At 43.9% G+C, this 24,918-nt stretch carries 20 protein-coding genes; 10 read left to right on the top strand and 10 right to left on the bottom strand.

The genetic code is table 11. The features are described 5' to 3' along the window. Positions 1 to 118 precede the first annotated feature (118 nt). A complete protein-coding gene (locus tag ONT08_RS01195) occupies positions 119 to 478 on the bottom strand; it encodes a hypothetical protein (RefSeq protein WP_254972887.1) in 360 nt (119 codons plus the stop codon). Between the two features lie 67 nt (positions 479 to 545). Next, positions 546 to 1,823 (bottom strand): Lnb N-terminal periplasmic domain-containing protein, encoded by a 1,278-nt coding sequence (locus tag ONT08_RS01190; protein ID WP_254972889.1) that lies wholly within the window; start codon positions 1,821 to 1,823, stop codon positions 546 to 548. Between the two features lie 165 nt (positions 1,824 to 1,988). On the opposite strand from ONT08_RS01190, the gene ONT08_RS01185 reads away from it, so the two are divergent. The 4 genes from ONT08_RS01185 to ONT08_RS01170 all read left to right on the top strand — a co-directional run bounded on the left by ONT08_RS01185 (position 1,989) and on the right by ONT08_RS01170 (position 7,591). After that, complete coding sequence (locus ONT08_RS01185) at positions 1,989 to 3,269, top strand: hypothetical protein (RefSeq protein ID WP_117727114.1); 1,281 nt, start codon at positions 1,989 to 1,991, stop codon at positions 3,267 to 3,269. 41 nt (positions 3,270 to 3,310) lie between these two features. Continuing rightward, positions 3,311 to 3,976, top strand: coding sequence for an LPS export ABC transporter periplasmic protein LptC (gene lptC / locus ONT08_RS01180; RefSeq protein WP_181985837.1), 666 nt, complete (start codon positions 3,311 to 3,313; stop codon positions 3,974 to 3,976). 19 nt (positions 3,977 to 3,995) lie between these two features. Further along, the gene (locus tag ONT08_RS01175) at positions 3,996 to 5,267 is read left to right on the top strand and encodes a hemolysin family protein (protein WP_264958857.1); all 1,272 of its coding nucleotides are present in this window, start codon (positions 3,996 to 3,998) and stop codon (positions 5,265 to 5,267) included. Between the two features lie 173 nt (positions 5,268 to 5,440). Next, the gene (locus tag ONT08_RS01170) at positions 5,441 to 7,591 is read left to right on the top strand and encodes a peptidylprolyl isomerase (RefSeq protein ID WP_264958855.1); all 2,151 of its coding nucleotides are present in this window, start codon (positions 5,441 to 5,443) and stop codon (positions 7,589 to 7,591) included. 132 nt (positions 7,592 to 7,723) lie between these two features. On the opposite strand, the gene ONT08_RS01165 is transcribed toward ONT08_RS01170, so the two are convergent. The 3 genes from ONT08_RS01165 to rfbA form a co-directional block, all read right to left on the bottom strand. Continuing rightward, positions 7,724 to 8,152, bottom strand: coding sequence for a BT0820 family HAD-type phosphatase (locus ONT08_RS01165; RefSeq protein WP_118065617.1), 429 nt, complete (start codon positions 8,150 to 8,152; stop codon positions 7,724 to 7,726). 83 nt (positions 8,153 to 8,235) lie between these two features. After that, positions 8,236 to 10,779 (bottom strand): GumC family protein, encoded by a 2,544-nt coding sequence (locus ONT08_RS01160; RefSeq protein ID WP_117586137.1) that lies wholly within the window; start codon positions 10,777 to 10,779, stop codon positions 8,236 to 8,238. Positions 10,780 to 10,844: 65 nt separating this feature from the next. Continuing rightward, positions 10,845 to 11,720 carry a glucose-1-phosphate thymidylyltransferase RfbA gene (gene rfbA / locus ONT08_RS01155; RefSeq protein WP_117586136.1) on the bottom strand — a complete coding sequence of 292 codons (876 nt, stop codon included), beginning with the start codon at positions 11,718 to 11,720 and terminating at the stop codon, positions 10,845 to 10,847. Between the two features lie 226 nt (positions 11,721 to 11,946). Between rfbA and ONT08_RS01150 the strand changes: the two genes are divergently transcribed. The 5 genes from ONT08_RS01150 (at position 11,947) to ONT08_RS01130 (ending at position 15,671) form a co-directional block, all read left to right on the top strand. Beyond that, entirely contained in the window at positions 11,947 to 12,597 is a 651-nt protein-coding gene (locus tag ONT08_RS01150) for a hypothetical protein (protein ID WP_006846432.1), read from the top strand. An 89-nt stretch (positions 12,598 to 12,686) separates the two neighbouring features. Further along, positions 12,687 to 12,980 carry a hypothetical protein gene (locus ONT08_RS01145; protein WP_118200124.1) on the top strand — a complete coding sequence of 98 codons (294 nt, stop codon included), beginning with the start codon at positions 12,687 to 12,689 and terminating at the stop codon, positions 12,978 to 12,980. An 11-nt stretch (positions 12,981 to 12,991) separates the two neighbouring features. After that, positions 12,992 to 13,291: a cell division protein ZapA gene (locus ONT08_RS01140; protein ID WP_022120985.1), complete on the top strand. Its 300-nt coding sequence runs from the start codon at positions 12,992 to 12,994 to the stop codon at positions 13,289 to 13,291. A 28-nt stretch (positions 13,292 to 13,319) separates the two neighbouring features. Continuing rightward, positions 13,320 to 14,855 carry a ribonuclease Y gene (rny, locus tag ONT08_RS01135; RefSeq protein ID WP_117586134.1) on the top strand — a complete coding sequence of 512 codons (1,536 nt, stop codon included), beginning with the start codon at positions 13,320 to 13,322 and terminating at the stop codon, positions 14,853 to 14,855. A gap of 117 nt (positions 14,856 to 14,972) precedes the next feature. After that, positions 14,973 to 15,671, top strand: coding sequence for a tRNA 2-thiocytidine biosynthesis TtcA family protein (locus ONT08_RS01130; protein ID WP_264958852.1), 699 nt, complete (start codon positions 14,973 to 14,975; stop codon positions 15,669 to 15,671). Positions 15,672 to 15,782: 111 nt separating this feature from the next. Here ONT08_RS01130 and ccsA read toward each other — a convergent pair whose 3' ends face one another. The 4 genes from ccsA to ONT08_RS01110 all read right to left on the bottom strand — a co-directional run bounded on the left by ccsA (position 15,783) and on the right by ONT08_RS01110 (position 22,823). Next, entirely contained in the window at positions 15,783 to 18,047 is a 2,265-nt protein-coding gene (gene ccsA / locus ONT08_RS01125; protein WP_254972897.1) for a cytochrome c biogenesis protein CcsA, read from the bottom strand. 166 nt (positions 18,048 to 18,213) lie between these two features. Then, the gene (locus ONT08_RS01120; protein WP_264958849.1) at positions 18,214 to 20,016 is read right to left on the bottom strand and encodes a di-heme oxidoredictase family protein; all 1,803 of its coding nucleotides are present in this window, start codon (positions 20,014 to 20,016) and stop codon (positions 18,214 to 18,216) included. Positions 20,017 to 20,132: 116 nt separating this feature from the next. Next, positions 20,133 to 21,461, bottom strand: a complete 1,329-nt coding sequence (locus ONT08_RS01115; protein WP_264958847.1) for an imelysin family protein — start codon at positions 21,459 to 21,461, stop codon at positions 20,133 to 20,135. A gap of 66 nt (positions 21,462 to 21,527) precedes the next feature. Beyond that, a complete protein-coding gene (locus ONT08_RS01110; RefSeq protein ID WP_264958845.1) occupies positions 21,528 to 22,823 on the bottom strand; it encodes a hypothetical protein in 1,296 nt (431 codons plus the stop codon). 357 nt (positions 22,824 to 23,180) lie between these two features. Between ONT08_RS01110 and ONT08_RS01105 the strand changes: the two genes are divergently transcribed. Then, positions 23,181 to 24,137, top strand: coding sequence for a LuxR C-terminal-related transcriptional regulator (locus ONT08_RS01105; RefSeq protein WP_264958843.1), 957 nt, complete (start codon positions 23,181 to 23,183; stop codon positions 24,135 to 24,137). 132 nt (positions 24,138 to 24,269) lie between these two features. Here ONT08_RS01105 and ONT08_RS01100 read toward each other — a convergent pair whose 3' ends face one another. Further along, positions 24,270 to 24,899: a response regulator transcription factor gene (locus tag ONT08_RS01100; protein WP_264958841.1), complete on the bottom strand. Its 630-nt coding sequence runs from the start codon at positions 24,897 to 24,899 to the stop codon at positions 24,270 to 24,272. Between the last annotated feature and the right edge of the window lie 19 nt (positions 24,900 to 24,918).

Raw genomic sequence — 24,918 nt, 5'->3', positions numbered from 1 at the left:
TGTTGTTTATTACTAGCTTGCAAATTTACTAAAAATATCCGTAAATCTGCAAGGAATTGCCAATTATTACCTGTTTTTATAGCAAATCTTCTGAGTTTAGCTTACGGAAAGCACAAAATCAGCAGTCTGGACCTCGAATAACGATACTCCCATACGGAACTTTGTGTCTGTGCTCCGTAGGGGATTCATAATAAATATGTGAATGAATGTCTGTCAGAATGTCAGAAGAAGTGGAGGCTAGTATTGTCGACAAAGTAGGATGATGCGCTGCGAGGCTTTCATCTTCTGAAGCCGCTTTGATGGCTTTGAGCACGCAGAGAATGTCCTCCTCCAATGCCTTCGCCTCCGGTTGCTGGATGAATTCATCGTAGGATATATCCGTAAGCGCAAACTTCAGCGCCTGCTGATAAGTCTGCGCCTCCATGCCGGTTGCCGCCAGGACAACCAAAAGGGCTGTGATATATCTGTTTACCATCATTGTTGTTTATCTTCTTCTGTTCGGAAACGATGTTGTGCCAATCGTTTCCTTACGTATATTTTAATGTCTATTTATTCTTTCTGAATTTCTTTACGATATGCTTCTGCAAACCATAATTGTTTGGACTTAAATCCATCATGGTCGACTTGATGCAGTATCTCGCTAGCAAAGAAAGTGCCAAAATACTCATACCCTCAGCATAGTTCTGCCATATCTGTAAGAACAGGGCTATGAGCAGAAGCCATCCCAGGAGTTCGTAATACCAATACAGATGACCTGCTTTCATCCTCTTGACCGTCTTCCAGGCGAAGATGAGGTTGAGCGGATTCAGTATCAGAATCTGGAAATTTACCTGTACGGTAGGATGCTGCGAGAAGATCATGGCAAAGAGAATCAGTCCCGGTAATCCTGTTAGAACAAGCAGGATGGCATCAAACCACCAGTAGTTTTTCTTTTTTATACATTCTCTTACCGTTGTTCCTATGATGATGATTGCCAGGGCTATGGCTATCATTTGTGGTGTGACAGGAGCATCGTCTGTTATTTGTGCCTGGGCAGGGATAATATCGGATGTTTCATCTACCAGAGTGATATAGCCGCTGGCACTTGTTGCATTGGTCTTGCCGTCTGCAGTCTGAGATGCATCAATAAAGTCGGTTCTTCCTTCTGTGGCAAAGTCTTTGCTCAGATTGTCTGGCAAGAATTCCCATTCTCTTTGTGTGATAGGACGGTCTGCTTGACACCCCAAAAGAAGGTCATTACCGAATCTTGCCCAGCGGTACTGTCCGTTGAGTTTGTGAATCTCTTCCCTGTAGGTAGAAGTAGTAGGGGTATCTTTAAAGTTGGTACTCTGGTTTCCAATGTTGGAGAGAATCATCTCGCGTGCCCGGGTCGTACAATTGTCATAGAAGAAATTGTAGCGGTATACGCGGTTCTCCGGCTGTGCATTCTTGTCGATGCTTCTCAGAATTCCCAGTTTCTCTGTACGGGAGAGACAGAGGCGCTGCTGTCTTACCCATCTGCCTTCATGTGCATATTCGGCAATGAAGTCGCTCATCGGGTAGATACCAATCTGATAATCGGTAAGTCCGAAAATAAAACGGAGTACAAAGCAACTTTGGTTAAAACTGAACATACCCCAGTTTACGGCAACATCCGTTCCCATAGCTTTGTTCTGGATGCGTAGAGCGGTATGTCCATAATACGACCACACCTCCTGACCTGGTCCGCAAGTCAGGAGAGAGATGTCAACAGAATCGAGCCACGCTGTAGCTTCTTCGTTGACACGACTATTCTGCACAGAAATATCAGAGTCCTTGTCTCTTGAAAAATCCTGCGCAGCCACTTCAGTAGTTAAATTGATTAAAATTACTGCTAAAATGGCACTAAAAATATGCTTAAAACGTTTCACGATGCAAAAATACCTTATTATTTTCAATTATCCTTCTTTTTTCTAGATTTTTTTTAATACTTTTGCACTCTGAATATAATTTTGAATGATTATTAAAGAATGAGAAAGCTTTTTTTAGCAACCCTATTGTTGGGGTCAGCCCTTATGGTTAATGCCCAAAGTGGTACTAATTCGCCATACAGCCAGTATGGTCTTGGCATCTTGTCGGACCAGACTTCTGGTTTTAATCGCGGTATGAATGGAGTCGGTCTTGGCTTTCATGAGCATAATCAGGTGAACTATCTCAACCCTGCATCTTATGCTTCGATTGATTCGATGACTTTCATCCTTGATGCCGGTATCTCTGGTCAGGTGACAAATTTTGAAGAGAATGGTGTGAAGAAGAATGCCAACAACTCAAATTTTGAGTATGTTGTTGCAGGCTTCCGCTTGCTGCCACATGTAGGTATGAGCTTCGGTATCATTCCTTTTACCAATGTTGGCTATAATTATTCTGCATCAGAATGGGTGAATGCTGACAAGGAAGCTTACTATACTAATACTTATTCCGGCGATGGTGGTTTGCATCAGGCATATATCGGTGCGGGTTGGGAACCGCTCAAGGGCTTGTCCGTAGGTGCCAACTTCTCATATCTCTGGGGTAGTATAGACAGAAGTGTATCAAACAGCTACAGCAATTCTTATTACAAGACCCTCACCCGTTACTATTCTATGCAGGTGAACAGCTATAAGGTTGATTTCGGTGTACAGTATACCCATCAGTTCTCAAAGAAAGATTGGGCTACCGTGGGTGTCACCTTCTCGCCAGGACATGGTCTGGGGGCTTCTGCTGATATGAATATCATTTCTAATGATACTCAGAATGGTGTTACCGATACCACTGCTTACTCTATTGACAAGGCTTATAAGTTGCCTACCATGATTGGTGCGGGTGTGATGTGGAATCATAACAACCAGTGGAAGGTAGGCTTTGATTACAGTCTGCAGAAGTGGGGTAGCTTGGGTTATCCTAGTTTTGATGGTACCAATTACACTTTGCAGGATGGCATCTACAAAGATAGAAGCAAGTTTAATCTTGGTGCCCAGTATTGCTATGGAGAGCGTAGCCGTGCTTTCTTCAAGCGTGTTCAGTATCGTGTAGGTGCCAGCTATGCCACACCTTATTTTAAGATGAATGGTGTTGATGGTCCGAAGGAAATCTCCGTGAGTGCTGGTTTCGGTATTCCTATCATGAACGCTTACAACAACCGCTCTATGCTGAATATCAGCGGTCAGTGGGTGAAGAGTTCAGCTAAGGATCTGATTAAGGAAAATTCTTTCCGTATCAATATCGGATTCACATTCAACGAGGATTGGTTTAAGAAGTGGAAGATGGATTAATCTTCCGCTTATATAATAATGTATAGAATCTCTATATAATAATGTATAGAATAAAAGGCTCTTATGTTGTCGGTATCCTGATGTTCCTGATTTTGGCTGGTTGCCAGAACCAGGTAGAACATACTGCGCCCGCCATCCGTCCGCAAGACTCGGTGGCGATGATGACGTCGTATGGTGTAAATACATTGGTAAGCGACTCGGGAGTTATGAAATATCGCATCGTAACAGAACGGTGGGAGGTGAATACCAGCAAGAATCCATCTTTGTGGATCTTTGATAAGGGACTTTTGCTGGAGCAGTTTGATGAGAAATTCCATATTAATAGTTATATCCAGTGTGATACAGCTTATTATTATGATCAGCAGAAGATATGGAAGCTTTATGGTAGGGTGAGCATCCTGACCAAAGATGGTTTGCGCTTCAATAGTGAGCAACTTACCTGGGACCAGAATAAGCACGAATTGTCAAGTAACGTGTTCAGCAAACTTGTTACTCCGGAAAGAACGCTTCAGGGTTCTCATTTCTGGAGTGATGAAAAGATGACACGCTATTATGTGAGCAATTCGAAGGGTAGCTTTGAAAAGGGAGACCTGACAGGAGGTGGTGGTGCTGCCGATACTTTGAGCAGCCAGCCTGATTCTGTCAAGAATAACTTCCGTCAGCCGGCTACACCTGTCAGAGCCACTACGATTCCTATCCTGCACTAATTAAAAAGAAAAAGATATAATGAATGAACAGGTGGATATGAGTTTAGTCGTAGGCATTCTCATTACTATGGTCTTCTCAGCATTCTTCAGCGGAATGGAGATTGCCTTCGTCTCTTCCAACCGTATGTTGGCGGAGATGGATAAGGAGAAAAACGGCCTTACGCAACGACTGTTATCTTTGTTTTATAATTATCCGAATGGCTTTGTCAGTACCATGCTCGTGGGCAACAATATAGCCCTTGTAGTTTATGGTATCCTGATAGCTCGTCTTTTCGACAATACGATTTTCGCAGGTTTTGATGCTGCCTTTACGGTGCCTGCAGATACCATTCTGTCTACGTTGATAGTACTCTTTACAGGTGAGTTTCTGCCAAAGACGTTTTTCAAGTCTAACCCGAACCGCTTGCTTTCTATCTTCAGTCCGATAGCTTATCTGTGCTATGTGATATTGTGGCCTATCAGTAAATTCAGTACTTTCTTGAGTAGGTGTCTGTTGCGTCTGGTGGGTATGAAGATGGATGCAGAGGGGACAGATGAAGGCTTTTCTAAGGTAGACCTTGATTATCTTGTGCAGTCAAGTATCGATAATGCTACCAATGAAGATGAAATTAATGACGAGGTGAAGATTTTTCAGAATGCCCTTGATTTCTCTGATACTAAAGTACGCGACTGTATGGTGCCCCGTACGGAGATTCAGGCAGTTGAAATGGATACTTCTCTCGAAGAACTGCAGCAGAAATTCATCGAGAGCGGTAATTCGAAAATCATTGTATATGAAGAGGATATAGACCATATTGCGGGATATATTCACAGTTCCGAACTCTTCCACCATCCTTCACGTTGGCAGGATCATATCCGTACACTTCCTTTTGTGCCGGAAACGATGCAGGCGCAGAAACTGATGCAGACTTTTTTGCAGCAGAAGAAGTCTTTAGGTATCGTTGTTGATGAGTTTGGCGGTACCAGCGGTTTGGTCAGTCTGGAAGATATCGTGGAGGAAATCTTCGGTGACATAGAAGATGAGCACGATTCAGCCAAATATGTAGCTAAGAAAACCGATGATGGTGACTATCTCCTTTCTGCACGATTGGAGATTGACAAGGTGAACGATATGTTTGGTCTTGAACTGCCGGAAAGTGATGAATATATGACTGTAGGCGGTTTGATATTACATGAATATCAGAGTTTTCCTAAACATAACGAAGTGATTAAGTTTGATAACTTTGAGTTCAAAATTATCAAGTCAACATCACGTAAAATAGAGCTTGTTAAACTCCACATCATCAAATAGCTGAGCGGGAAAAGGGATTTTTTTGCTTTTTTTGAGGTAATAGTCAAAAAAAATAGCAAAAAATTCCCTTTTCTCGTATTATTTTTGTATTTTTGCAGACAATTGGCTACTAGCATTAAAAGTGGTTCAATCTAAACTTAGGAAAAAATAATAATAATAATTATTAAAACGTAATGGCAGCATTAGGAACAATTAGAAAAAGAGGCGTGATACTGGTTTGTATCATCAGTTTCGGCCTTTTCGCCTTTATTGCCGAGGAAGCTTTCCGCTCTTGCGATTCAGCAAAGAATAATGAGCGCCAGCAGATTGGTGAGGTTTTGGGCGAAAAAATCAGCGTGCAGGATTTCCAGAAGCTCGTTGATGAGTATTCAGAAGTTATTAAAATGCAACAGGGTCAGGAAAATCTTCCTGAAGAGCAGATGAATCAGGTGAAGGATATGGTATGGAATACCTACATCCAGAACCAGATTATCGCTAAGGAAGCTAGCAAGTTGGGTCTTACAGTAACCGACGCTGAACTTCAGGACATCTTGAAGACAGGTACTAACCCTATGCTTCAGCAGACTCCTTTCGTTAATCAGCAGACAGGTCGTTTCGATGCATCTTCTCTCCAGAAGTTCTTGGCAGACTACAAGGCACAGAAGGCTAACCCATCTGCTAACGCACAGATGATGGATCAGTATACCAAGATTTACAACTACTGGTCATTCATCGAGAAGACTCTCCGCCAGCAGACTTTGGCTCAGAAGTATCAGGCTCTTCTCGCCGGTTGCTTCCTGTCAAATCCTGTAGAGGCTAAGATGGCTTTCAAGGAGGAGAATGAAGAGAGCCAGATTCAGTTGGCTGCTTTCCCTTACTCTGACATCCAGGATGATAAGGTAAAGATTTCTGAAAGCGATTTGAAGGCTAAGTATGATGAGATCAAGGCACGCTTCAAGCAGCCTGTTGAGAGCCGTGACATCAAGTTCGTTGATATCGAGGTTCAGGCTTCAAATGCAGACCGTGCTGCTCTTAACAAGGAATTTGCAGGTTATCACTCACAGTTGGCTGCTGCTGCAGATCCTACAGAGGTTGTACGTAAGTCAGCTTCTACTGTAGCATATCTTGGTATTCCTGTTTCAAAGGATGCTTTCCCACGTGATATCTCTGCTCAGCTTGATTCTATGGCTGTAGGTTCTACTTCTGCTGTAAAGGCTAATGCCGGTGACAATACATTGAACATCGTTAAGTTGGTAGCTAAGCAGGAATTGCCTGATTCAGTACAGTATCGTGTTATTCAGGTTGCTGCTAACTCAGTAGCTGAGGCTAAGACTAAGGCAGATTCTATTCAGGGCGCTATTGCCGGTGGTGCTGATTTCGAGGCTATTGCTAAGAAGTATGGCCAGACTGGTGACAAGGCTTGGATGACTACTAAGCAGTATGAGTATGCCCAGTCTATGGATAAGGACAACAAGACATTCATCAATACATTGAATACTGCAGCAGTTAACTCTTTGAACCAGCTTCAGTTGGGTCAGGGATATGTAGTTCTTCAGGTTCTTGACCGCAAGGCAATGGTCAGCAAGTATACTGCTGCCGTTATCAAGAAGCCTATCGACTTCTCTCAGGGTACTTACCGTACAGCTTACAACAAGTTCTCTAGTTTCGTAAGTGCTAATCCTAAGTCAGAGGATCTCTTGAAGAATGCAGCTAAGGAAGGTTACAAGGTTCAGGACTTGAAGGATATTACAACTTCTGTTCACTATGTAGCAAACATCCATTCTACTCGCGAGGCTTTGAAGTGGATCTTCGATAGTAAGGAGGGTGAGATTTCACCTCTCTATGAGTGTGGTGACAACAACCACCTGTTGGTTGTGGTTCTTGATAAGATTCATCATATCGGTTATCGTGATTTGAATGATGCAGTTGTCAGGGAGACTGTTAAGGCAGAGGTGCTCAAGGATAAGAAGGCTGAGATGATTGAGGCTAAGTTGAATGGTGTTAAGAACATCGCAGCTGCTAAGGCTAAGGGTGGTAAGGTTTCTTCTGTAAACCAGATTACTTTCGCTGCTCCTGTATTCATCGCAGCTACTGGCGCTAGCGAGCCAGCTCTCTCTGGTGCTGTTGCAGGTACTAAGAAGGGTGCTTTCTCTGCTCATGTTGTGAAGGGTAACGCTGGTGTTTATCTCTTCCAGGTTACTAACAAGACTAACCGTCCTGTTAAGTTCGATGACAAGACATACGAGCAGAAGTGCCGCCAGAAGGCTATGCAGTATGCAGGTAACTTCATGAACGAGCTTTATCTGAACGCTCATGTAGTTGATAACCGCTACTTGTTCTTCTAATTCAGAATAGTAAATTCATTCCAATAAATAAAAAAGGTGTATTGCCAATGAGCAATACACCTTTTTTATTTATTGGGATATCTTTTATTGTATCTATTATGATATCTTTTGGAGAAATATCTTCTTTATCTGTTATCTGCGGCTCCACCAATGTTTCTTTTTAGGAGCTTCCTGCTGTTCACCGAACTTCTGTTTCAGTACTCTGCGATAACTGGTATGGTTGGTGATAATCTGATAAATCTCCCCCCAATCAGGCAAACCGCCGATACCTCGGTCGTCAATGAACCAGTCGGCTTTGAGCTTGCGGGAGAAGTGATTGTTGTTCTCCAGACTCTCTTCAGGATAATCCTTGTTTACAGCCCAGAATTCAACTCCTCTTTCTCTACACCATTCTACTGCCTCGTCCAGGAGCTTTCCTTCGCGTACGCTCCATAGAATAAGCTTGTGGTGGTCTCTAATCAACATCTTTAATGTTTCTGTGGCGAAAGGTAGCTCTGTACCAATCTTCGGGTACTCGTGGGTTACGATTGTACCATCAAAATCTACTGCAATTGTTGCCATATAGTCTTAATGTTTTTAAAATCTAAAAGAGTCTTCCTATCTGCATAGAAAGACTCTTTTCTTTGTTGTATGTATGTTCTTGATTACTTTTTGATACTGTTGTCGTTGGCATTGCCATAGTGGCTGTTGCTATAGTTGCCATAGCTGCCATACTGGCCGTAAGTTCCATATTTGCCATATTTGCCATATGACCCATATGACCCATAGTTGCCATATTTTCCATATTTGCCGTACTTACCAACACCATAATAGAAGCTGTGCTTCTTCTTAGAGAGGTCGACACCATTGAGTACTAAGCACATGTTAGGCAATTTATTCTCGGCTTTCAAACCATTGATCATGCCGAAACTAGCCTTTGGAGTATAATCTGCGCGGCAGACGTATACACAGAGATTAGCCAGACGTCCAAGCTGCAAACTGTCGTTTACAAGACCTACAGGAGCCGTATCGAGGATAACATAGTCGTAATGTTCCTTCAACTGACTGATAATGTCGTCAAGGCTTGCTCTGGTAACTAACTCTCCTGGGTTAGGAGGAACAGGACCAGCCATAAGGAGATCGAGTTTACTGTTGACACCCGAAGAGAGAATCTGTTTCTGAATGTCATCCCATGTATTATGGTCGTGTACAATCAGATTGGTGATACCATTATGGTGGTTGTCAATCTCGAAGAGCTCTGCCAGACGTGGCTTGCGGATATCCAGACCTACCATGATAACCTTCTTGCCCAGCAAGGCGAGCGAGATACCTATATTGGATGCCACGAATGTTTTACCTTCACCTGATGTAGAAGAGGTAAACATCATAACCTTCTCATCTTCTTTCAGCATAAACTGAATATTGGTACGCAGGCCACGGAAAATCTCCTCCATCAGGTTGTTTACATTCTGGTGAACCACAATGTCAGCCTTTCCTTCCTTCTTGGCAGCGTCGCTTGCTACAGGAATATCGGCAATGACAGGTATCTGAGTGAGTTTCATCACGTCTTCATGTCCCTCAATCTTGTACTTGAAGAATTCTCTCAGGAAGAGGATGCCGGCAGGGATTGCAATACCCAGTACCAGTGCTATCAGCATAATGATAGGATTCTTAGGACTAACCTTTCCTTCCAATGAAGGAGCATCGATAACTTTACCCTTGTCTGCCGTTGCTGCTAACGAAATGGAGTTTTCCTCACGTTTCTGAAGAAGCATCAGGTAAAGACCAGATTTTACTTCCTGCTGGCGACCAATCTGTGTGAGAACTCGCTCTTGCTCTGGCGAGTTACCTATCTGGCTGGCATACATGGCAGCTTGTTTGGCAATGCTGTTACGCTGGATTTCCATACCCAGCTTAGCCTGGCGCATGGCACGCTTGATAGATTTTGTAAGGTCATCCAACTGGGCTGATAATGGTGTAACGGTTGGAGAATTCTCACTGGCAGAATGCAACATCTGGTTGCGGTTCAGAGCTATCTTGTTGTATTCGTTAATCAACTCTGTTGAACTTTCATCAGTCAGACCTACGTTTGATGGGATAGGCTGATATCTGTTGCCAGGTTCGTTCATGTATTTGCCAAGTTCATTCAGAAGTTCAACCTGTGTGTTAGCCTCCTGGAGTTTCTGGGCGTATGTGTCTGAGTTAGCGATGGCAGCTGTTGCGTTGAGCTTCATCTCTACAACATTGTTACGCTTCTTGTAGCTTTCGAGCTGGCCTTCTGTATTGCCCAGTTCGTTGTTGATCTTCTCCAGACGCTGGTTGATGAACTGTTCTGTGCGGAAAGAAATTTCATTCTTGTCCTCGTTGGCCTGGCGGTTATAAACATTTACCAGAGTTCTCAGATAGTCGATGCTGCGCTGAGGATCTTCATCTTTCATCACCAGTTCGGCTATGGTTGTAGTCTTTGAAGTCTGGCTGACAGTCAGTGCTTTTGTATAGCCCTTAGCCGCCATTTCTGGTGACACGATAATCACCTTCAGGCTCTCACCGTCTTTTAATACGTATTTGCCGTTCTGAGTGAAGTGGAGGGTTCCTACACGTGTATTGATGCTTGCTGGCAGACCAGCTAAAGTCTTTTCAATCTTTACAGGATCCTTCTGATAGGAAAAGGCATCTACAGGTATGTAGTATGAACCTGTAACCTGATACTGGCTGCCAGTTTTCTCTATAAGAAGCTTGATAGGAGCATTCAGCTTCTTGAGATGAGCCAGGTCTAAGTCAACGCTGACCTCCTGCTCTTTGTAGACTAACTGATCCCTGAAGGTTCCTTTATGGTAATAGTTCACGTAGCATTTCATGTCTACTACAGCCTGGTTAGCCAAGTCTTGAGCCGAAAGAATTTCAATCTCATTGTCTATACCGTTTGAGTTTGAAATAAAACCGAGGTTTGCAGCATTTTGAATCATGCTGTTACCCATTCCTCTGTTCTTTCTCTGGTCGTCATCCTTTATCAGTACCTTAGCGGTTGCCTGGTATTGCGGTCTTGCATGGCGTATGTAGAGATATCCCAATCCCAAACATACAATGAGTGATAGAACGAACCATTTCCAGTTGAGGATAAGAGTAGAATAAATCAGCTGGAAGTCAATAGATGACTTCTCTTCCTGCTCTTGATCACGTCCCAAATCAAAGTTCTTTGTTTCTTCCATTATTTTATATTCTATTGTGTTTACACCTTTTTTATATTCGTATAAGATAAATGATAGAATCTGTGCTATCTGCTTGCCGCTAGTTCTTTCAGATACTGTCCATAACCGTTTTTGAGCATCGGTTGGGCAAGTTTCAGCAACTGTTCTTTGTCTATCCATCCTTGTTTGAATGCGATTTCTTCCAGACATGCCACTTTCAGACCCTGTCTCTTTTCGATGACTTCTATAAAGGTACTGGCTTCCGAAAGGCTATCGTGGGTACCGGTGTCTAGCCAGGCGAAACCGCGCTGTAAGGTTCTTACCTTCAGAGTCTTTTCTGTCAGATAGTGCTGGTTTACAGTTGTTATTTCCAGCTCACCTCTTGCGCTAGGCTTGATGCTTTTAGCCACATGCACCACGCTGTTTGGATAGAAATAGAGTCCTACAACCGCATAGTTGCTCTTAGGCATTTCCGGTTTTTCTTCTATGCTCAGGCAGTTGCCGTTTTCATCAAACTCTGCCACACCATATCTTTCCGGATCGTTGACATAATAGCCAAATACGCTTGCCAGTCCTTCTTCTGCAGCTTTTACGCTTTCCTTGAGTAAACCCGTAAAACCGGCTCCATAGAAAATGTTGTCACCCAAAACCAGACAGACTGTATCATTACCGATAAACTTCTCGCCAATGATGAAGGCTTGAGCCAGACCATCGGGTGATGGCTGTTCTGCATATTCGAAGTGTACACCCAATTCGCTGCCGTCGCCTAACAGACGTTTGAAACCAGGCAAGTCGAATGGGGTAGATATAATCAAAATCTCCTTGATTCCTGCCAACATTAGCACGGAAACAGGGTAGTATATCATTGGCTTATCAAAAATTGGTATCAATTGCTTACTGATACCTTTGGTAATAGGGTAAAGTCTTGTACCCGAACCTCCCGCTAATACGATTCCTTTCATATCTTCTCTATTTCTAATATAATAAAGTTGAATAGTCTTATCTTAAAAACGCGGCAAAGTTACTAAAAAAAGTTGAATGAGTGAAATCATAAGCCATAAAAATGCATTTTTTGATAAAAAAGCACCTTTTTATATAAAAAACGTCGCTTTGATTTGGGTATTTACTGATTTTATTGTATTTTTGCAGAACAATTTAAATAGATATAGATAATAAAATAATAAAGGAATGGGAATTTTTGCTAAACTATTCGGTCGTAAGGACGACGATAAAAAGGTAGGTGGAATGGAAGATTACATGACCTTGGTCCGTGTATACTTTCAGGCAGCACTTGCTTCTCAGTTAGGTATTACCAATTTGGCCATGTTGCCAGACTTGCGTGTCTTCAAGACAAGTCTGCATGTTCCGACGGTCAACAACCGTCTGGGTATTGGCGAAAAGGCACAGGTGAAGAAAATGATGAAGAATATCTATGATACGGATGATGCCTTCTTCAAGGAAATAGATTCCAGTATCCGTAAGAACTGCCACAAACTGCAGGATGTAAACGTATATCTCATCCAGTTCCAGAACTTTACGCAGGATCTGATGATGCTGATGGGCAACTTGATGAAGTTTAAGCTCCGTTTGCCTAGCTTCATGAAGAATTCACTTTACAAGCTGACTGCTAAAACTGTAGAAGATATCTTCACTAAGAACGATTTCTCTGATGCCAGTGTGCTGAAAACCGTGCTCCAGTTACGCCAGTTCAACAAGCGCTTGGCGTTCAGCCAGCAATGGGTAACCGACTTTACCTTCCAGGTATTGATGCTTGCCAAAAAAGAGCCACGTCCATCAGATGAAGACGTAGAAAAGGCAAAGCAGAAGATGGGAAAGTAACAAATGTTGCACCCAAAATGAAAAAAAATAGCAGAATATTTGTTTTATTCAAATAATTCTCTTAAATTTGTAGCCAAAAAATAATAGTCATGAGTGCAAATGAGAAAACAATCAATACGTTTGCCACAAGAGTAAGGCAGATGATTCTCAAGTTTGACGAGGTCAAGCAGGAGAATGCTGAACTCTATGCGAAGGTGGATGAGCGCGATGCCAAAATCAAGGCATTGGAGGAAAAGTTGGCTCAAGCGCAGAGTGATTACGACAGCTTGAAGATGGCGAAGATGATGACGATTTCTGACAATGATATGGAAGCTACTCAGAAGCGCATCGCCAAGCTCATAAGAGATGTCAATAAGTGTATCACACTATTGGGTGAAAAGTAAAAATCGGAACGATGGCAGAACAAGAACAAGATAAATTACTCATACGATTACACGTCTATGATACAGATCTTTCGGTAAGAATACCTAGGGAAGACGAGGAGTATTATCGTAAATCAGCTAAGCTGATAGATGATATTGTAAACTCATATACCAAGATTTTCAAAGGCAGAAAGAGCGATAAGGAAATCCTGTATATGGCGCTCATTGATGTGGCATTGAGATATGAGAAGGAATCGGATCGGAATGATACGAAACCTTATGATGATATTCTTGAGAAGCTTACCTCCGAGATTGAAGACGCTTTGAAATAAGAATATTAATAAACATATATATAATATAATGATAGTAACTATTATAGCAGCCTTGGTGGCGCTTGTTATCGGCGGTGCTGCTGGGTATTTCATTTTCCGTTATGTCATTAAGGGAAAATATAATGAAATGATAGAAGCTGCCAACAAAGAGGCAGAAGTAGTAAAAGAGAAGAAGCTTTTGGAAGTGAAGGAGAAATTCCTCAACAAGAAGGCGGAACTCGAAAAAGAAGTGCAGCAGCGTAATTCTCGCATCCAGCAGAATGAGAATAAGTTGAAGCAGCGCGAGATTTCTCTCAATCAGCGTCAGGAAGACCTCGGTCGACGCAAGATGGAGATTGATCAGTATCAGCAGCGTGTTGACAACGAGAAGAAACTCTTGTCTGTCAAGCAGCAGGAACTTGATAAGATGCAGAAACAGGAGCAGGCTAAACTGGAAGAACTTTCTGGTCTGAGTGCTGAAGAGGCTAAGCAGAGATTGATTGAGAGTCTGAAAGATCAGGCTAAACTCGATGCTGCAAGCTATGTGAACGAAATTATGGATGATGCCAAACTCAATGCTAACCAGCAGGCTAAGAAGATTGTGATTCAGACAATCCAGCGTGTTGCTACAGAAACAGCCATTGAGAACTCTGTTAGCGTTTTCCATATCGATAATGATGAGGTGAAGGGACGTATTATCGGTCGTGAAGGCCGCAACATCCGTGCCTTGGAAGCTGCAACTGGTGTAGAAATCGTAGTAGATGATACTCCAGAGGCAATCGTTATTTCAGCCTTCGACCCTGTTCGTCGTGAGGTTTGCCGTCTGGCTCTCCATCAGTTGGTTGCTGACGGACGTATCCACCCAGCCCGTATTGAGGAGGTGGTAGCCAAGGTGAAGAAACAGTTGGATAATGAAATTATCGAAACTGGTAAGCGTACAGCTATCGACCTCGGTATTCATGGTCTGCACCCAGAGTTGATTCGTATCATCGGTAAGATGAAGTACCGTTCTTCTTACGGTCAGAACCTCTTGCAGCATGCCCGTGAAACCGCTAACCTCTGTGCGGTTATGGCTTCTGAATTGGGATTGAATCCTAAGAAGGCTAAGCGTGCCGGTCTTTTGCACGATATTGGTAAGGTGCCTGATGAGGAGAGTGAATTGCCACACGCATTGTATGGTGCCAAGATTGCTGAGAAGTATAAGGAAAAACCTGATATCTGCAATGCCATCGGTGCTCACCATGATGAGATGGAGATGAACACATTATTGGCTCCCATCGTACAGGTTTGTGATGCTATCTCTGGTGCTCGTCCTGGTGCCCGTCGTGAGATTGTAGAGGCTTATATCAAGCGTTTGAATGATCTCGAAGCTATCGCAATGAGTTATCCTGGCGTAACCAAGACTTACGCTATCCAGGCAGGTCGTGAACTCCGTGTCATCGTTGGTGCGGATAAGATGAACGATGAAGAGAGCATCAAACTTTCTGATGAAATCGCAACCAAGATTCAGAATGAGATGACTTATCCTGGTCAGGTTAAGATTACTGTGATTCGTGAGACTCGTAGTGTAGCTTACGCTAAGTAAGATAGAATTATATTTGAAGTTTAAATTGTCGTTTCTCTTCTGCAAGGTAGAGAGATGTATCTTGATAAAGCCGTACTCTGAAAAAAGGGTGCGGCTTTTCTTTTCCCTTTTCAGAATATGATGAAAGCAGAACAGAAAGTATTAAAGCGATTCAATAAAGGATGTGTGGATTATCACCTTTTGGAGGATGGTGACCATATTCTTATAGCCTTGAGTGGTGGAAAGGATTCTCTGGAACTGATTCGTTTGCTGGCTCAGCGTGCCCGTATCTATAAACCTCATATCGAAGTGGAGGCGGCTCATATCATTATGGATAACATTCCTTACGAGACCGACCGTTCTTATCTGCAGGATTTCTGTGCCGAGAATGGCATCAAGCTCCATATCCTTCATAGTTCGTTTGATGAATCTACCGATTCCCGTAAGACCCGTTGCTTCCTCTGTGCCTGGAACCGCCGCAAGACGCTCTTCGAGTTTGCTGTAAGCCACGGGTTCAATAAGATAGCTCTGGGACATCACATGGATGATATCCTCGTTACCCTGCTGATGAACATCACCTTCGAGGGTTCGCATTCCACTATGCAGCCCAGTCTTCCTTTAAAACATTATCCGCTCACCATTATCCGTCCGCTCTGTCTCGTACATGAGGCGGATATTCGGCAGGTAGCAGAAGAGTTGCATTTCACTAAGCAGAAGGCGTTGTGCCCTTACGAAGAGACTACCCGCCGTGCGGATATGCAAGCCGTCTTCCTGCATTTGGAACAGTTGAACCCAGAGGTGCGCTACAGTCTTTGGCGCTCCGTCTTTATGGAATAAAATATAGTAGAAAAAGCAATAAAAAACGAAAGTGCTTTCATGAGCTCATGAAAGTACTTTCGTTGGACAATGAAATAGGCTTCATTTGCCATTGAAGCCTATTTTATTTTTTTATGCATACGAGTGCATTCCGGTAAGGAAGTAATTTACTCCGAAATATGTCATGGCAATGCTCATGAATGCCAGGGTGATGTAAATGTGATATACCAGTGGCTTGCGGAAGACTGGTAGACTCTGCGTATGCACTACTACGGCATAAATCATAAAGGTGATGAGCGCCCACGTCTCCTTGCTATCCCAACTCCAGTAATTACCCCAGCTCACGTTAGCCCAGATGGCTCCGATGAAGATGCCGTACCCCATCGTGGTGAGGGCAGGGTAGAGGAAGATGCGGCTCAGTGCCTGAAGCTCTTCGCCATGAGAGCGAAGGCAGATACCCATGATGCCACAGATAAAGGTGAGCGATAGGAGGGCATAGCTCATCATGATGATGCTGACATGGATGCTGAGTAATGGACTGTTCAATACCGGCATCATCTGTCCGATAGCAGGATCCATCTGGTTGATATGGCTTACCAGAAGGAAAAATCCTGAAATCAGGAAGCCGAATACCATGACGATGCGGATGCGCAACTGCATCAGAATACTGATAAGCATCACGAACCAGGCTACAGTTAGCATACTTTCATATCCGTTAGACATAGGTATGTTGCCGCTGATAATCCATCTCAATGCCAATCCGAAGGTTAAGGCAAGGAAGGAAACGCCAAGCAAGATAGGCAAAGCGATGTTCAATGCCTTGATTTCTCTCTTCTTCGTCATGCGATAGATGGTGTAGAAGAGGGCAATGAAGCCCAGTGTGAGGTTTGCCATGAAGAGAATGGTTGCAAAAGGAAAGGCATTATTGATGCGTTCTGCCTTATACTGTGTAGCTGTTGGCAGCGAATTACCGCTACTAACCTCCTGATATTTCTTCATCTTGACGAAGAACTCGTTTACACGGCGCGTATTGCCTGCCTTTACATCACCATTCAGCAGAGAGAATACATTCTTGATATAGAGCGCATGCTGGTGCTCCACGGCCTGTGGCAACTTATCTACAGGTGAAAACCACGTGGTAGTGCCAGCCTTGATGAATGAATGATCCTTGGTAGCCTTCACATTCTTGGTGAAGGTGTAAGGAAGAACTTTCAATGAGATACCTTCTCGCAACTCCATGATGATTTGTATCTTGCCATCAATATCGGCGGCTTGCTGATGGAACTTGTCCTGCTGCCCATTGTAGTATTCCTGAACATACTGTCCGATGGTATAGCCACCCATTTCACGATTGAAGAAAGTATTGAGCGAAGCATAGTCAGGCAGATTCATCGCTGTTTTCATTTCTCCGCTCTTGATCTTGATGAAAGGCTCGTTTGCCCAAGTATTTCCATAGAATACCCAACCAGAGAGTACCTGTTCTGCAGTCAATCCCAGATAGCTCCTGGCTCCATATATCTTCTTGCAGAAATCGAGGGCAAAGGTCTGTACCGGACAGATGCGGTCGTTGTAGAGAATATGAAGCTCGCCAAACTTCTCTGCAGTTTCCTTTGGCAATACAGCATTTTGGAGATTGCCTGTTGCTGATTCTGCATGCAGTGTCTGTATATTGCCCATGCTGAGGATGAGTGCTGTCATCAAGGCTCCCTTCTTGAGCAAAGGACTCTTCAGTAGTTTGCGATAACCGCCCTTAGGGTCGAAGAGCATCCATACGAGGGAGATGAAGAGCAGTGCATAGCCAGTATAGGTGACTGGTATGCCGTATGGATCGGCATTGATAGCGAGCACGCTTCCCTTGCCGTCTTCATCGTAAGATGACTGATAAAGACGGTAAGACCGGTGGGAATAGATGTTATTCATCGAAACTTCGCCTTCGCTCTTATCATCTCCGTCTATTACGGTGAATTTTGAAGAATAGTCAGCCACGGCGTTGGTTCCATCGTGCATCTTCGCTTCAAACTTCTGCAGGCAGAGCGAGAAAGGGAGTTTCTCTTCCTGCATACCCAGCTCTTCATCCTGAGCCATATAAGTATCTGTAGGCTGACCGATGCGCAGATGAATCATGCCCCGTTTAGCCGATATATGTGTGAGCAATGCCCCGGCAAGGATGATGATGAAGGAGAGATGGAGTGCCAATGTAGAAGCGCACTTCACTTTTCTTTTGATGATGTAGAAAGCACCGAGGGCAGCAAGTACTGCCCAGATAAGAATGAACCACCATGCCCCATAGTAGTGGGCATGGGCATAATCCGTGCCCTGGCTTTTTTCCACGATGGTGGCGGCAGCCATGCATACGAGCACAAGAATGTAAAGAATGAATATAATCTTTTTAACCATACTTAGTTGGAATCTTGATAGAATTTCCGCTGCAAAATTACGATATTATTCGGAGACAAGCAAGATTTTATACGTATATTTAGAGGTTCTGATAAAAAAGCTGCCAAATGCTTTTGATAGCCTGGCAGCTTTTCTTATTTTTGTTTCTTCTTGTAATATCTTATCATTAGATAGAACGCAGGAACTTAACCACTGCATCACGATCGCTCTTCGATGCTTTGTAGAAGTTCATGGCTGAACTATAGGCATGACTCTTCTTGCTGTAGCAGTGCCACATGATGGCTTCCACCTCGTTGCGGGCACGACAGTCGTGCAGGCGATCTTCTGCACCTGTGTTCAGATAGCTCAAGCCACGACCCCAAAGTGGAGTGGTGCGGCACCATGATCCATGGATGTCGTTCATCATATAGAGCTTGTGCTGAATGAAGTCAGAATATGGATAAATGGTCTGATTCTGATAACGAGGCAACTTCTTGTCGGCGATGTACTTGGATGTTACGTAGTTATCGTCACCGGTCTTCCATGATGGCTTGTGACAGTTGGCGCAGCCCCATTCCATGAAGAGTTTTTTACCTTGCTGTACCTGTGAATCATTCAAGTTGCGGGCACGAGGTACTGCAAGTCCACGATGCCATACCATGAAGGCATAGAAATCGTCCATGTTCTGCTCAGGCTTGAAGTTGTGCCATTGGTTGTCAAACTGATTGGTTTTTGGATCCAACAGGTTTACTACTGCTTCCTTGATTCCCTCGTCAGTACCATCTGCATAATATGGAGAGGTAGGATCCTTCTGGATGGCTGCAATCACATCCGTATTCTCTGACATTGCCTTTGCCCAAGGGGTCGTGGTATAGAGGCAAGGACGATCCTGACGGGTAACATTGGTGATGTTCCAGATAGCGTTAGCACCAGGACCATCCTGTAAACTACCACGGGTCAAGGCATAAGTGAAGCGCTTGACAATCTTTTTGTTCAATTCAGAGGTGTTTGGATCGAATGTGCTGCCATCTGCATGCACGCCACCAATAGCGTATTTGCTATCTCTACCAAATGTTGTATAGTATGCTCCGTCGGTAAAGTCATTCTTGTCGGCATCCCAAAATGATGGATTGATGTATTCTTTTACGTCAAGTCCAGCTTTCTTGAAGTAAGATGCCTCTGATGCATACTGTGCCTTGATAGCTTCGTTAGGAATGGCATCTACCAGTCCTGTACCACCAATACCGATGGTAGATTCCAATCTTACAGCTACTGCACCATTGCTGGTTTCGTATGGAGTAGGACTGGTGTTGAAGGCACTCTTAGGGATAGAAATCTCAGGATAAATCAAATCAAACTTTTCGCCATCAGGGAACTGCATGGATGGTATCTCTTCTGTTTCCATCTTGTTGACGTGCTCCCAACTCATATTGATTTTGCTCTCATCGATAGGTGGCAAGAATGGAGACTGTGCTTGTGTCTGAGGCATACCTGTAACCTCAGTTACATAGCCACCATCATTGCTGTTGGCACCATCTACAGGATGATATACTACGAGCAGATAGCCGTTACCATTACCATAGCGGGTTTCATACTGTGCCTTGCGCTTGCCATGGCCATACTCTGGATGGCAATCAAAGCAAGATGAGCGGACTGAAGCAGGACCTAAGCCCTTGAATGCACCTGTATTCCATGAATACTGGCGCTCGAACATCTGCTCGCCGATAAAGAACTGCTTGAAGAGTTCTGGGTCGTTATCTACAGCAGGTGTCTGGTCTGAGTAGCTGCTGGAACCTGTGTTCTCTGTTGTACCCAGTTTACCACCTGGATACCACTCATCTGCAGTAAAGTTACCCACTTCCTTACCTACGTATGCGGCATCTGTTTCCTGAATTTCAACTTTGTTGTCATCGTCAGAACAGCTAGCCATTGTCGTAGCCAAAGCCAGGGCGAACGACATGTAGGCGTAATTCTTAAAATTCTTATTCATAATGTATTTTCTTTGTGATATATTATATTTAACCCAAATGACGTAGCTTCGCTTCTATTGAAGAAAGCAAAGCTACGTAATCCTTTATTCCTGTTGTTTCTGCTGTAATGGATAAATTACTTGGAAACCTTCAAGGCGCGGAACCAGGCACCCGCATTGTTCAACTCGTCGTCCAGGGTGTTGATCTTGTCGATGCAAGTCTTTACCTGAGCATTGGCTGGATCATCCACGAAGGCGATACCGCTCTTCTTGGCAGACTCCAATGCTGCGATAGCCTCATCAAGAGCTGTATTCAATGCGTTGTAGCCACTGTAGTTGTACTTCTTCATGATAGTCATCAATGAATTAGCAACAGGAGTTGTAGCAGTTACATGACGTGTACCATAGAGAGAGTTCTTGATAGAGTAGATGTTGTCCTGATAGTCGATGAATGAACGCTTGCTGTATGGTGACTCAATGTAGTCGCGAGATTCAGCTTCGCCATCCTCAGTTGTACCGCCATGACCGGTAGCTACACGGTAAGCCTGACCCAGCTTCTGGGTGTAAACCTCCTGGCAGATGCTTGAGCAACCGCCTACGAATACATTCTCCAAGGTCTCCTGCCATGTAGGGAACCAAGCCTTGTCGCCTGTGGCATTGAGGAAGAACTGACCGTAACCGATACCTGCAGTAGAAAGGGCACCAGCACTCTCCTCCAGACCAGCAAGACCATCAACCACCCACTTGCAATTGGTTGTCAACCAAGAACCGAGGGTTGCATCACCATTCCAACCATACTGGAGGAGTGAAGTCATGTTGTAGATGTCGCCAGCTACAGCGGCAGCAAATGCCAACTCGTCGATACCCTTTACGGTGGTCATGCCCTCTTCTGTCTCGTTGTTGTTCAGCATGGCTGCAGTACGTGCGGCTCCATTACGGAAGAGTACGAACTCCAATCCGTGGAAACCTATTACAGAGTCGAAGTTCTTGTTCTCGGTATAGATAAACTGAGCTGGGTTTGAACCCTGGATTCCGGCGATGATGTTCTGGTTGTTGAGTGCCTCTACCATCTGGTCGTGGTCGAGTGGCCATGAGTCGATGTGTGGGTCAATCTCGTTGTTGGCTGCTGCACCATAGAGGAATGCCTCACTGCGCTCCCATTCACGACGAGCGTTCTTGAAAGCCTCGCAGGCATCGGTGATATCTGCATCGCTCAAGTTGCCAGCCTTGGCGTTGGCGTATGCCTTGTCGCATGCATCCTTCAGAACCTTAGCGTTGTCTCTCAAATCTTTGTAGGTAGGATTGATAATGTCGTTTACATAAGTGTTGGCAACTGCTGATAATTCTGTTGCTGGAACTACGTTACCCTCTGTTACTGGGCCATCATCATCGCTACAAGAAGCGAAACCCAAAGATAAGGTCATTGTTGCTACGAACAAGAATGCCTTCTGAAAAATCTTTTTCATGTTTCTTTGTTTTTTATGTTTGAATATGATAATTATTTTTCTATGAAACGGCTCTTTTCCCCTGGATTAGAGGAAGAAGCCCTGATAAGCGATGCCGATGTTCACGGCTGGCTCATTGTTGTACTTAGAGTGGAAGATGCGCTGGTTGTATTCAGCTTTCACACAGATTTGTGGGAGAGGGAAGTAGTTGATACCTGCTGCCACAATTTTGCGGTTGGTCCACTTGGCGGTGGTATTGTGAACGGATGAATCGTAATACTCGAAATGACCGAACACATACAGCTTCTGGTTGTTTTCACGCAACTTGGAAATCTGAGAGAAGACATCATAGCCTGCTTCCACCATGGTAGCGATGGCATGACTGCCGAAGTATTTGCCGCTGCCTGATTCATTAGGCTTGACGTTAGCCGTACCAGGATATACAATGCTGGTAATGGCTGTAGCATCGCTTACATAGCCATAATCCACGTTGCCTCTAATCTTCCAGTTGTACTTGTTGTAGGTGAAGTCGAAGGCACCTACATATACGTTTCCCTTGATGTTTTTGTGTTGGGTATCCTGTGGGGTGGTGTTGCCCATCGCCTTGCCGTAGTAACCGCTCAGTCCGATGCGCAGACCAGGAATACTGTAGTTATCTACACGGGCAGCAACGGCATATTTGTTGGCTACCTCAAACTCGTATGGACTCTTGGCACCGCCTTGAATCCAGTTGCTGCGACTGAAACGGTAGGCGTTCAAACCTGCCAGAAACTGTGCCTCGTAGCGGAACTTACCGCTCTTTCCCCAGAAACTGATACCAGTCTGGTGCCATGTACAAGGAAGAATGGTGTTTTCTCCTTCCGGACGATAAACAGTAAAGAAATTCAATGGTTCGTGATAGGCATTGGTAAGACCTACAGGTACAACGATGTGTCCAGCCTTGATGTTAGCCCATCGACCGAATGATTTCTGAATCCAGAACTGTTCGAGTTCCACCTCGCCACCTTTCTCTACCTCTTGTTCATACTCGATGGCCTCCTCTGCCTCGTATTCGATAGACTGTCCGGTACCTCCGTGTTCAAACTCAATTTCAATACCCATGGACCATCCCTTTCCGAAGTCGTAACCCAGGTAGATTACTGCATGAGGAATGTCGAAGCGTCCGTGGTCGGGTGCGTTTTTATAAGCGGTGGCGTTAGAGTAGCGTTTTCCTGCGTCGCTATAGAAGTTGCGGCTCATGACAACCTCGCCATAACCACCCACGCTGAGGCGCTTGCCGTTTACATGCTGCATCACACTATCGGCAGCCACAGTTTGTGCACTTGCCGTTGCCAAACCGGCAACGAGGGCAGCGGACATCAATCCAATTCTTAAACTCTTCATCTTTAATATTTTGAAATTATTGTTATCGTATAGTTTTATATAAAGGAAAGAGCGCGGATGTTTGCTTGCGGTCTCGATACTTTAGAGGCCTAGTATCTCCTTAAAGCCATGAGGCATGATAAGGAATTACGCAGCTCTGCCGCTCGGGAGTGGCAATCATCACCGCGCTCTTTCTCGATTTCGGGTGCAAAGTTACAGAGTTTTAAAATATCTTGCAATACCTAAAAATCGGTAAACTGTCGCATCCCCATTTTTAGGTATTGCGAGTTTCGAAACTTTTTTGTATATTTGCAACCGAAATAGAAACATTATGAATGTTCTTGATACAAGGATGTTTTCATTTAAGGATAAAGAAAGATGAAAAATCAGAAGATGTATGAAGCTGATGACAAGATGATCAGCATCATTAGAGACAATTATAACATTTTACAGAGCCTCGGCAGCTTCGGTATCAACCTGGGCTTTGGTGATAAAACTGTGTGCGAAGTTTGCGAAGAACAGCAGGTGGATACCTATACTTTCCTGTCCGTGGTTAACTTGACGATTAATGGTTACAAGGAGTATGACGATGCTGACCGCCTGTCGCTGCCGACCCTATTGCATTATCTCAAAGCATCGCATGCCTATTACATAGATTTCCAGTTGCCGTTTATCCGTAAGGAACTGGTTGAAGCGCTGGATGAAAAGGATAATCTGGCGCGCCTTATCCTCAAGCTTTATGATGACTATGCCCATAGCATCACCAATCACATGAAGTATGAGGAAAGAATGGTATTCCCTTATGTTCAGGCACTTATAGATGGTAATGCCAATGCAAACTTTGATATAGAAACCTTCTCGAAGCACCATGCTCAGGTAGATTTGAAGTTAAAGGAACTCAAGAGTATCATTATCAAGTATTTGCCTTCTGATGGCTTGCATAATAATCAGCTCAGCGCCACTCTTTATGATATATATAATAATGAGGAATGGCTGAAACATCATTCTGAGGTTGAGGAAGAAATCTTTATTCCTGCAGTAAGAAATGCAGAGCGTAAACTGAAGCAGAACGATGTGAGTGCCAAGATTTCGAGCATGATTAATCAGACTTCGATGAGCGATGAACAGTTGAGCGACCGTGAGAAAGATGTGATTGTTGCTTTGGTTCAGGGAATGACCAACAAGGAGATTGCTGACCACCTGTTTATCTCTATCAATACGGTCATTACGCATCGCAGAAACATCGCCCGAAAGCTTCAGATTCATTCTCCAGCAGGTCTTACAATTTATGCCATCGTGAACAATTTGGTTGATATTTCTTCTGTAAAGCTGTAGCTTATCTGTGGAATATCTGTTTAAATAATGTTATTTTTCCTAAAATGATAGCGCCTTCCTCTCACATGAGGGGAAGGCGCTATCATTATATTTAGGTATGTGATGATTCTGCATCACTATTTATGGTGAAGGCTAGATTATATTGATGTCAACAAAACCATGCATCACAGCATAAATGGTGAGTGATGACACACTTTTTAATCCCAGTTTTTCCTGTATTTTCTTGCGATGGGTAATCACAGTAGTCAGTCCGATACAGAGTTGGTCGGCTATCTCTTTGTTGATTTTCCCTTGTGCTACCAGAGATAATACCTCTATTTCTCTATCCGACAGAACTTTTTCCTGAGTGACAGGGGGCATGGCAGGGATATGTTCGCCATGAGGATGACCGGAATGCTGCAGGTTGAGAAACTCTTTTATCAGGTATCCTTCTGATACATTGACGCAGAGACAATGAAATTCTGCAAGTTGCGAATTGGGATCGTTGCTGGGTGTTAGAACGATCACGTGGTGGTTCCTGTTGCCCTGTGTGAAGAAGTAACGGTGTTCCAGTACAATGTGCATAGATACAAAACTATGAACAAAGTGGTCAGGATTGTTTGCCTCGTACTGACGGAACGAACCGAAGGTCGAGATTTTCATCATGGGCATCACCGACTCAAGCAGTTGTCTGAGTCCCATTGCGGCGAGTGTATTGCTCTCTACTATTGCCATTTCCGGCATCTGTTTGCCAGCCATGGCTTTCATCATTTCTTTATTCATCTCTGTTTATTTTACTTCT

This window comes from Segatella copri, assembly GCF_026015465.1.
Taxonomy (GTDB): domain Bacteria; phylum Bacteroidota; class Bacteroidia; order Bacteroidales; family Bacteroidaceae; genus Prevotella; species Prevotella copri_E.
The sequence above is the reverse complement of the archived record's forward strand: the minus strand, read 5'-3'. Positions and strand labels throughout refer to the sequence as shown.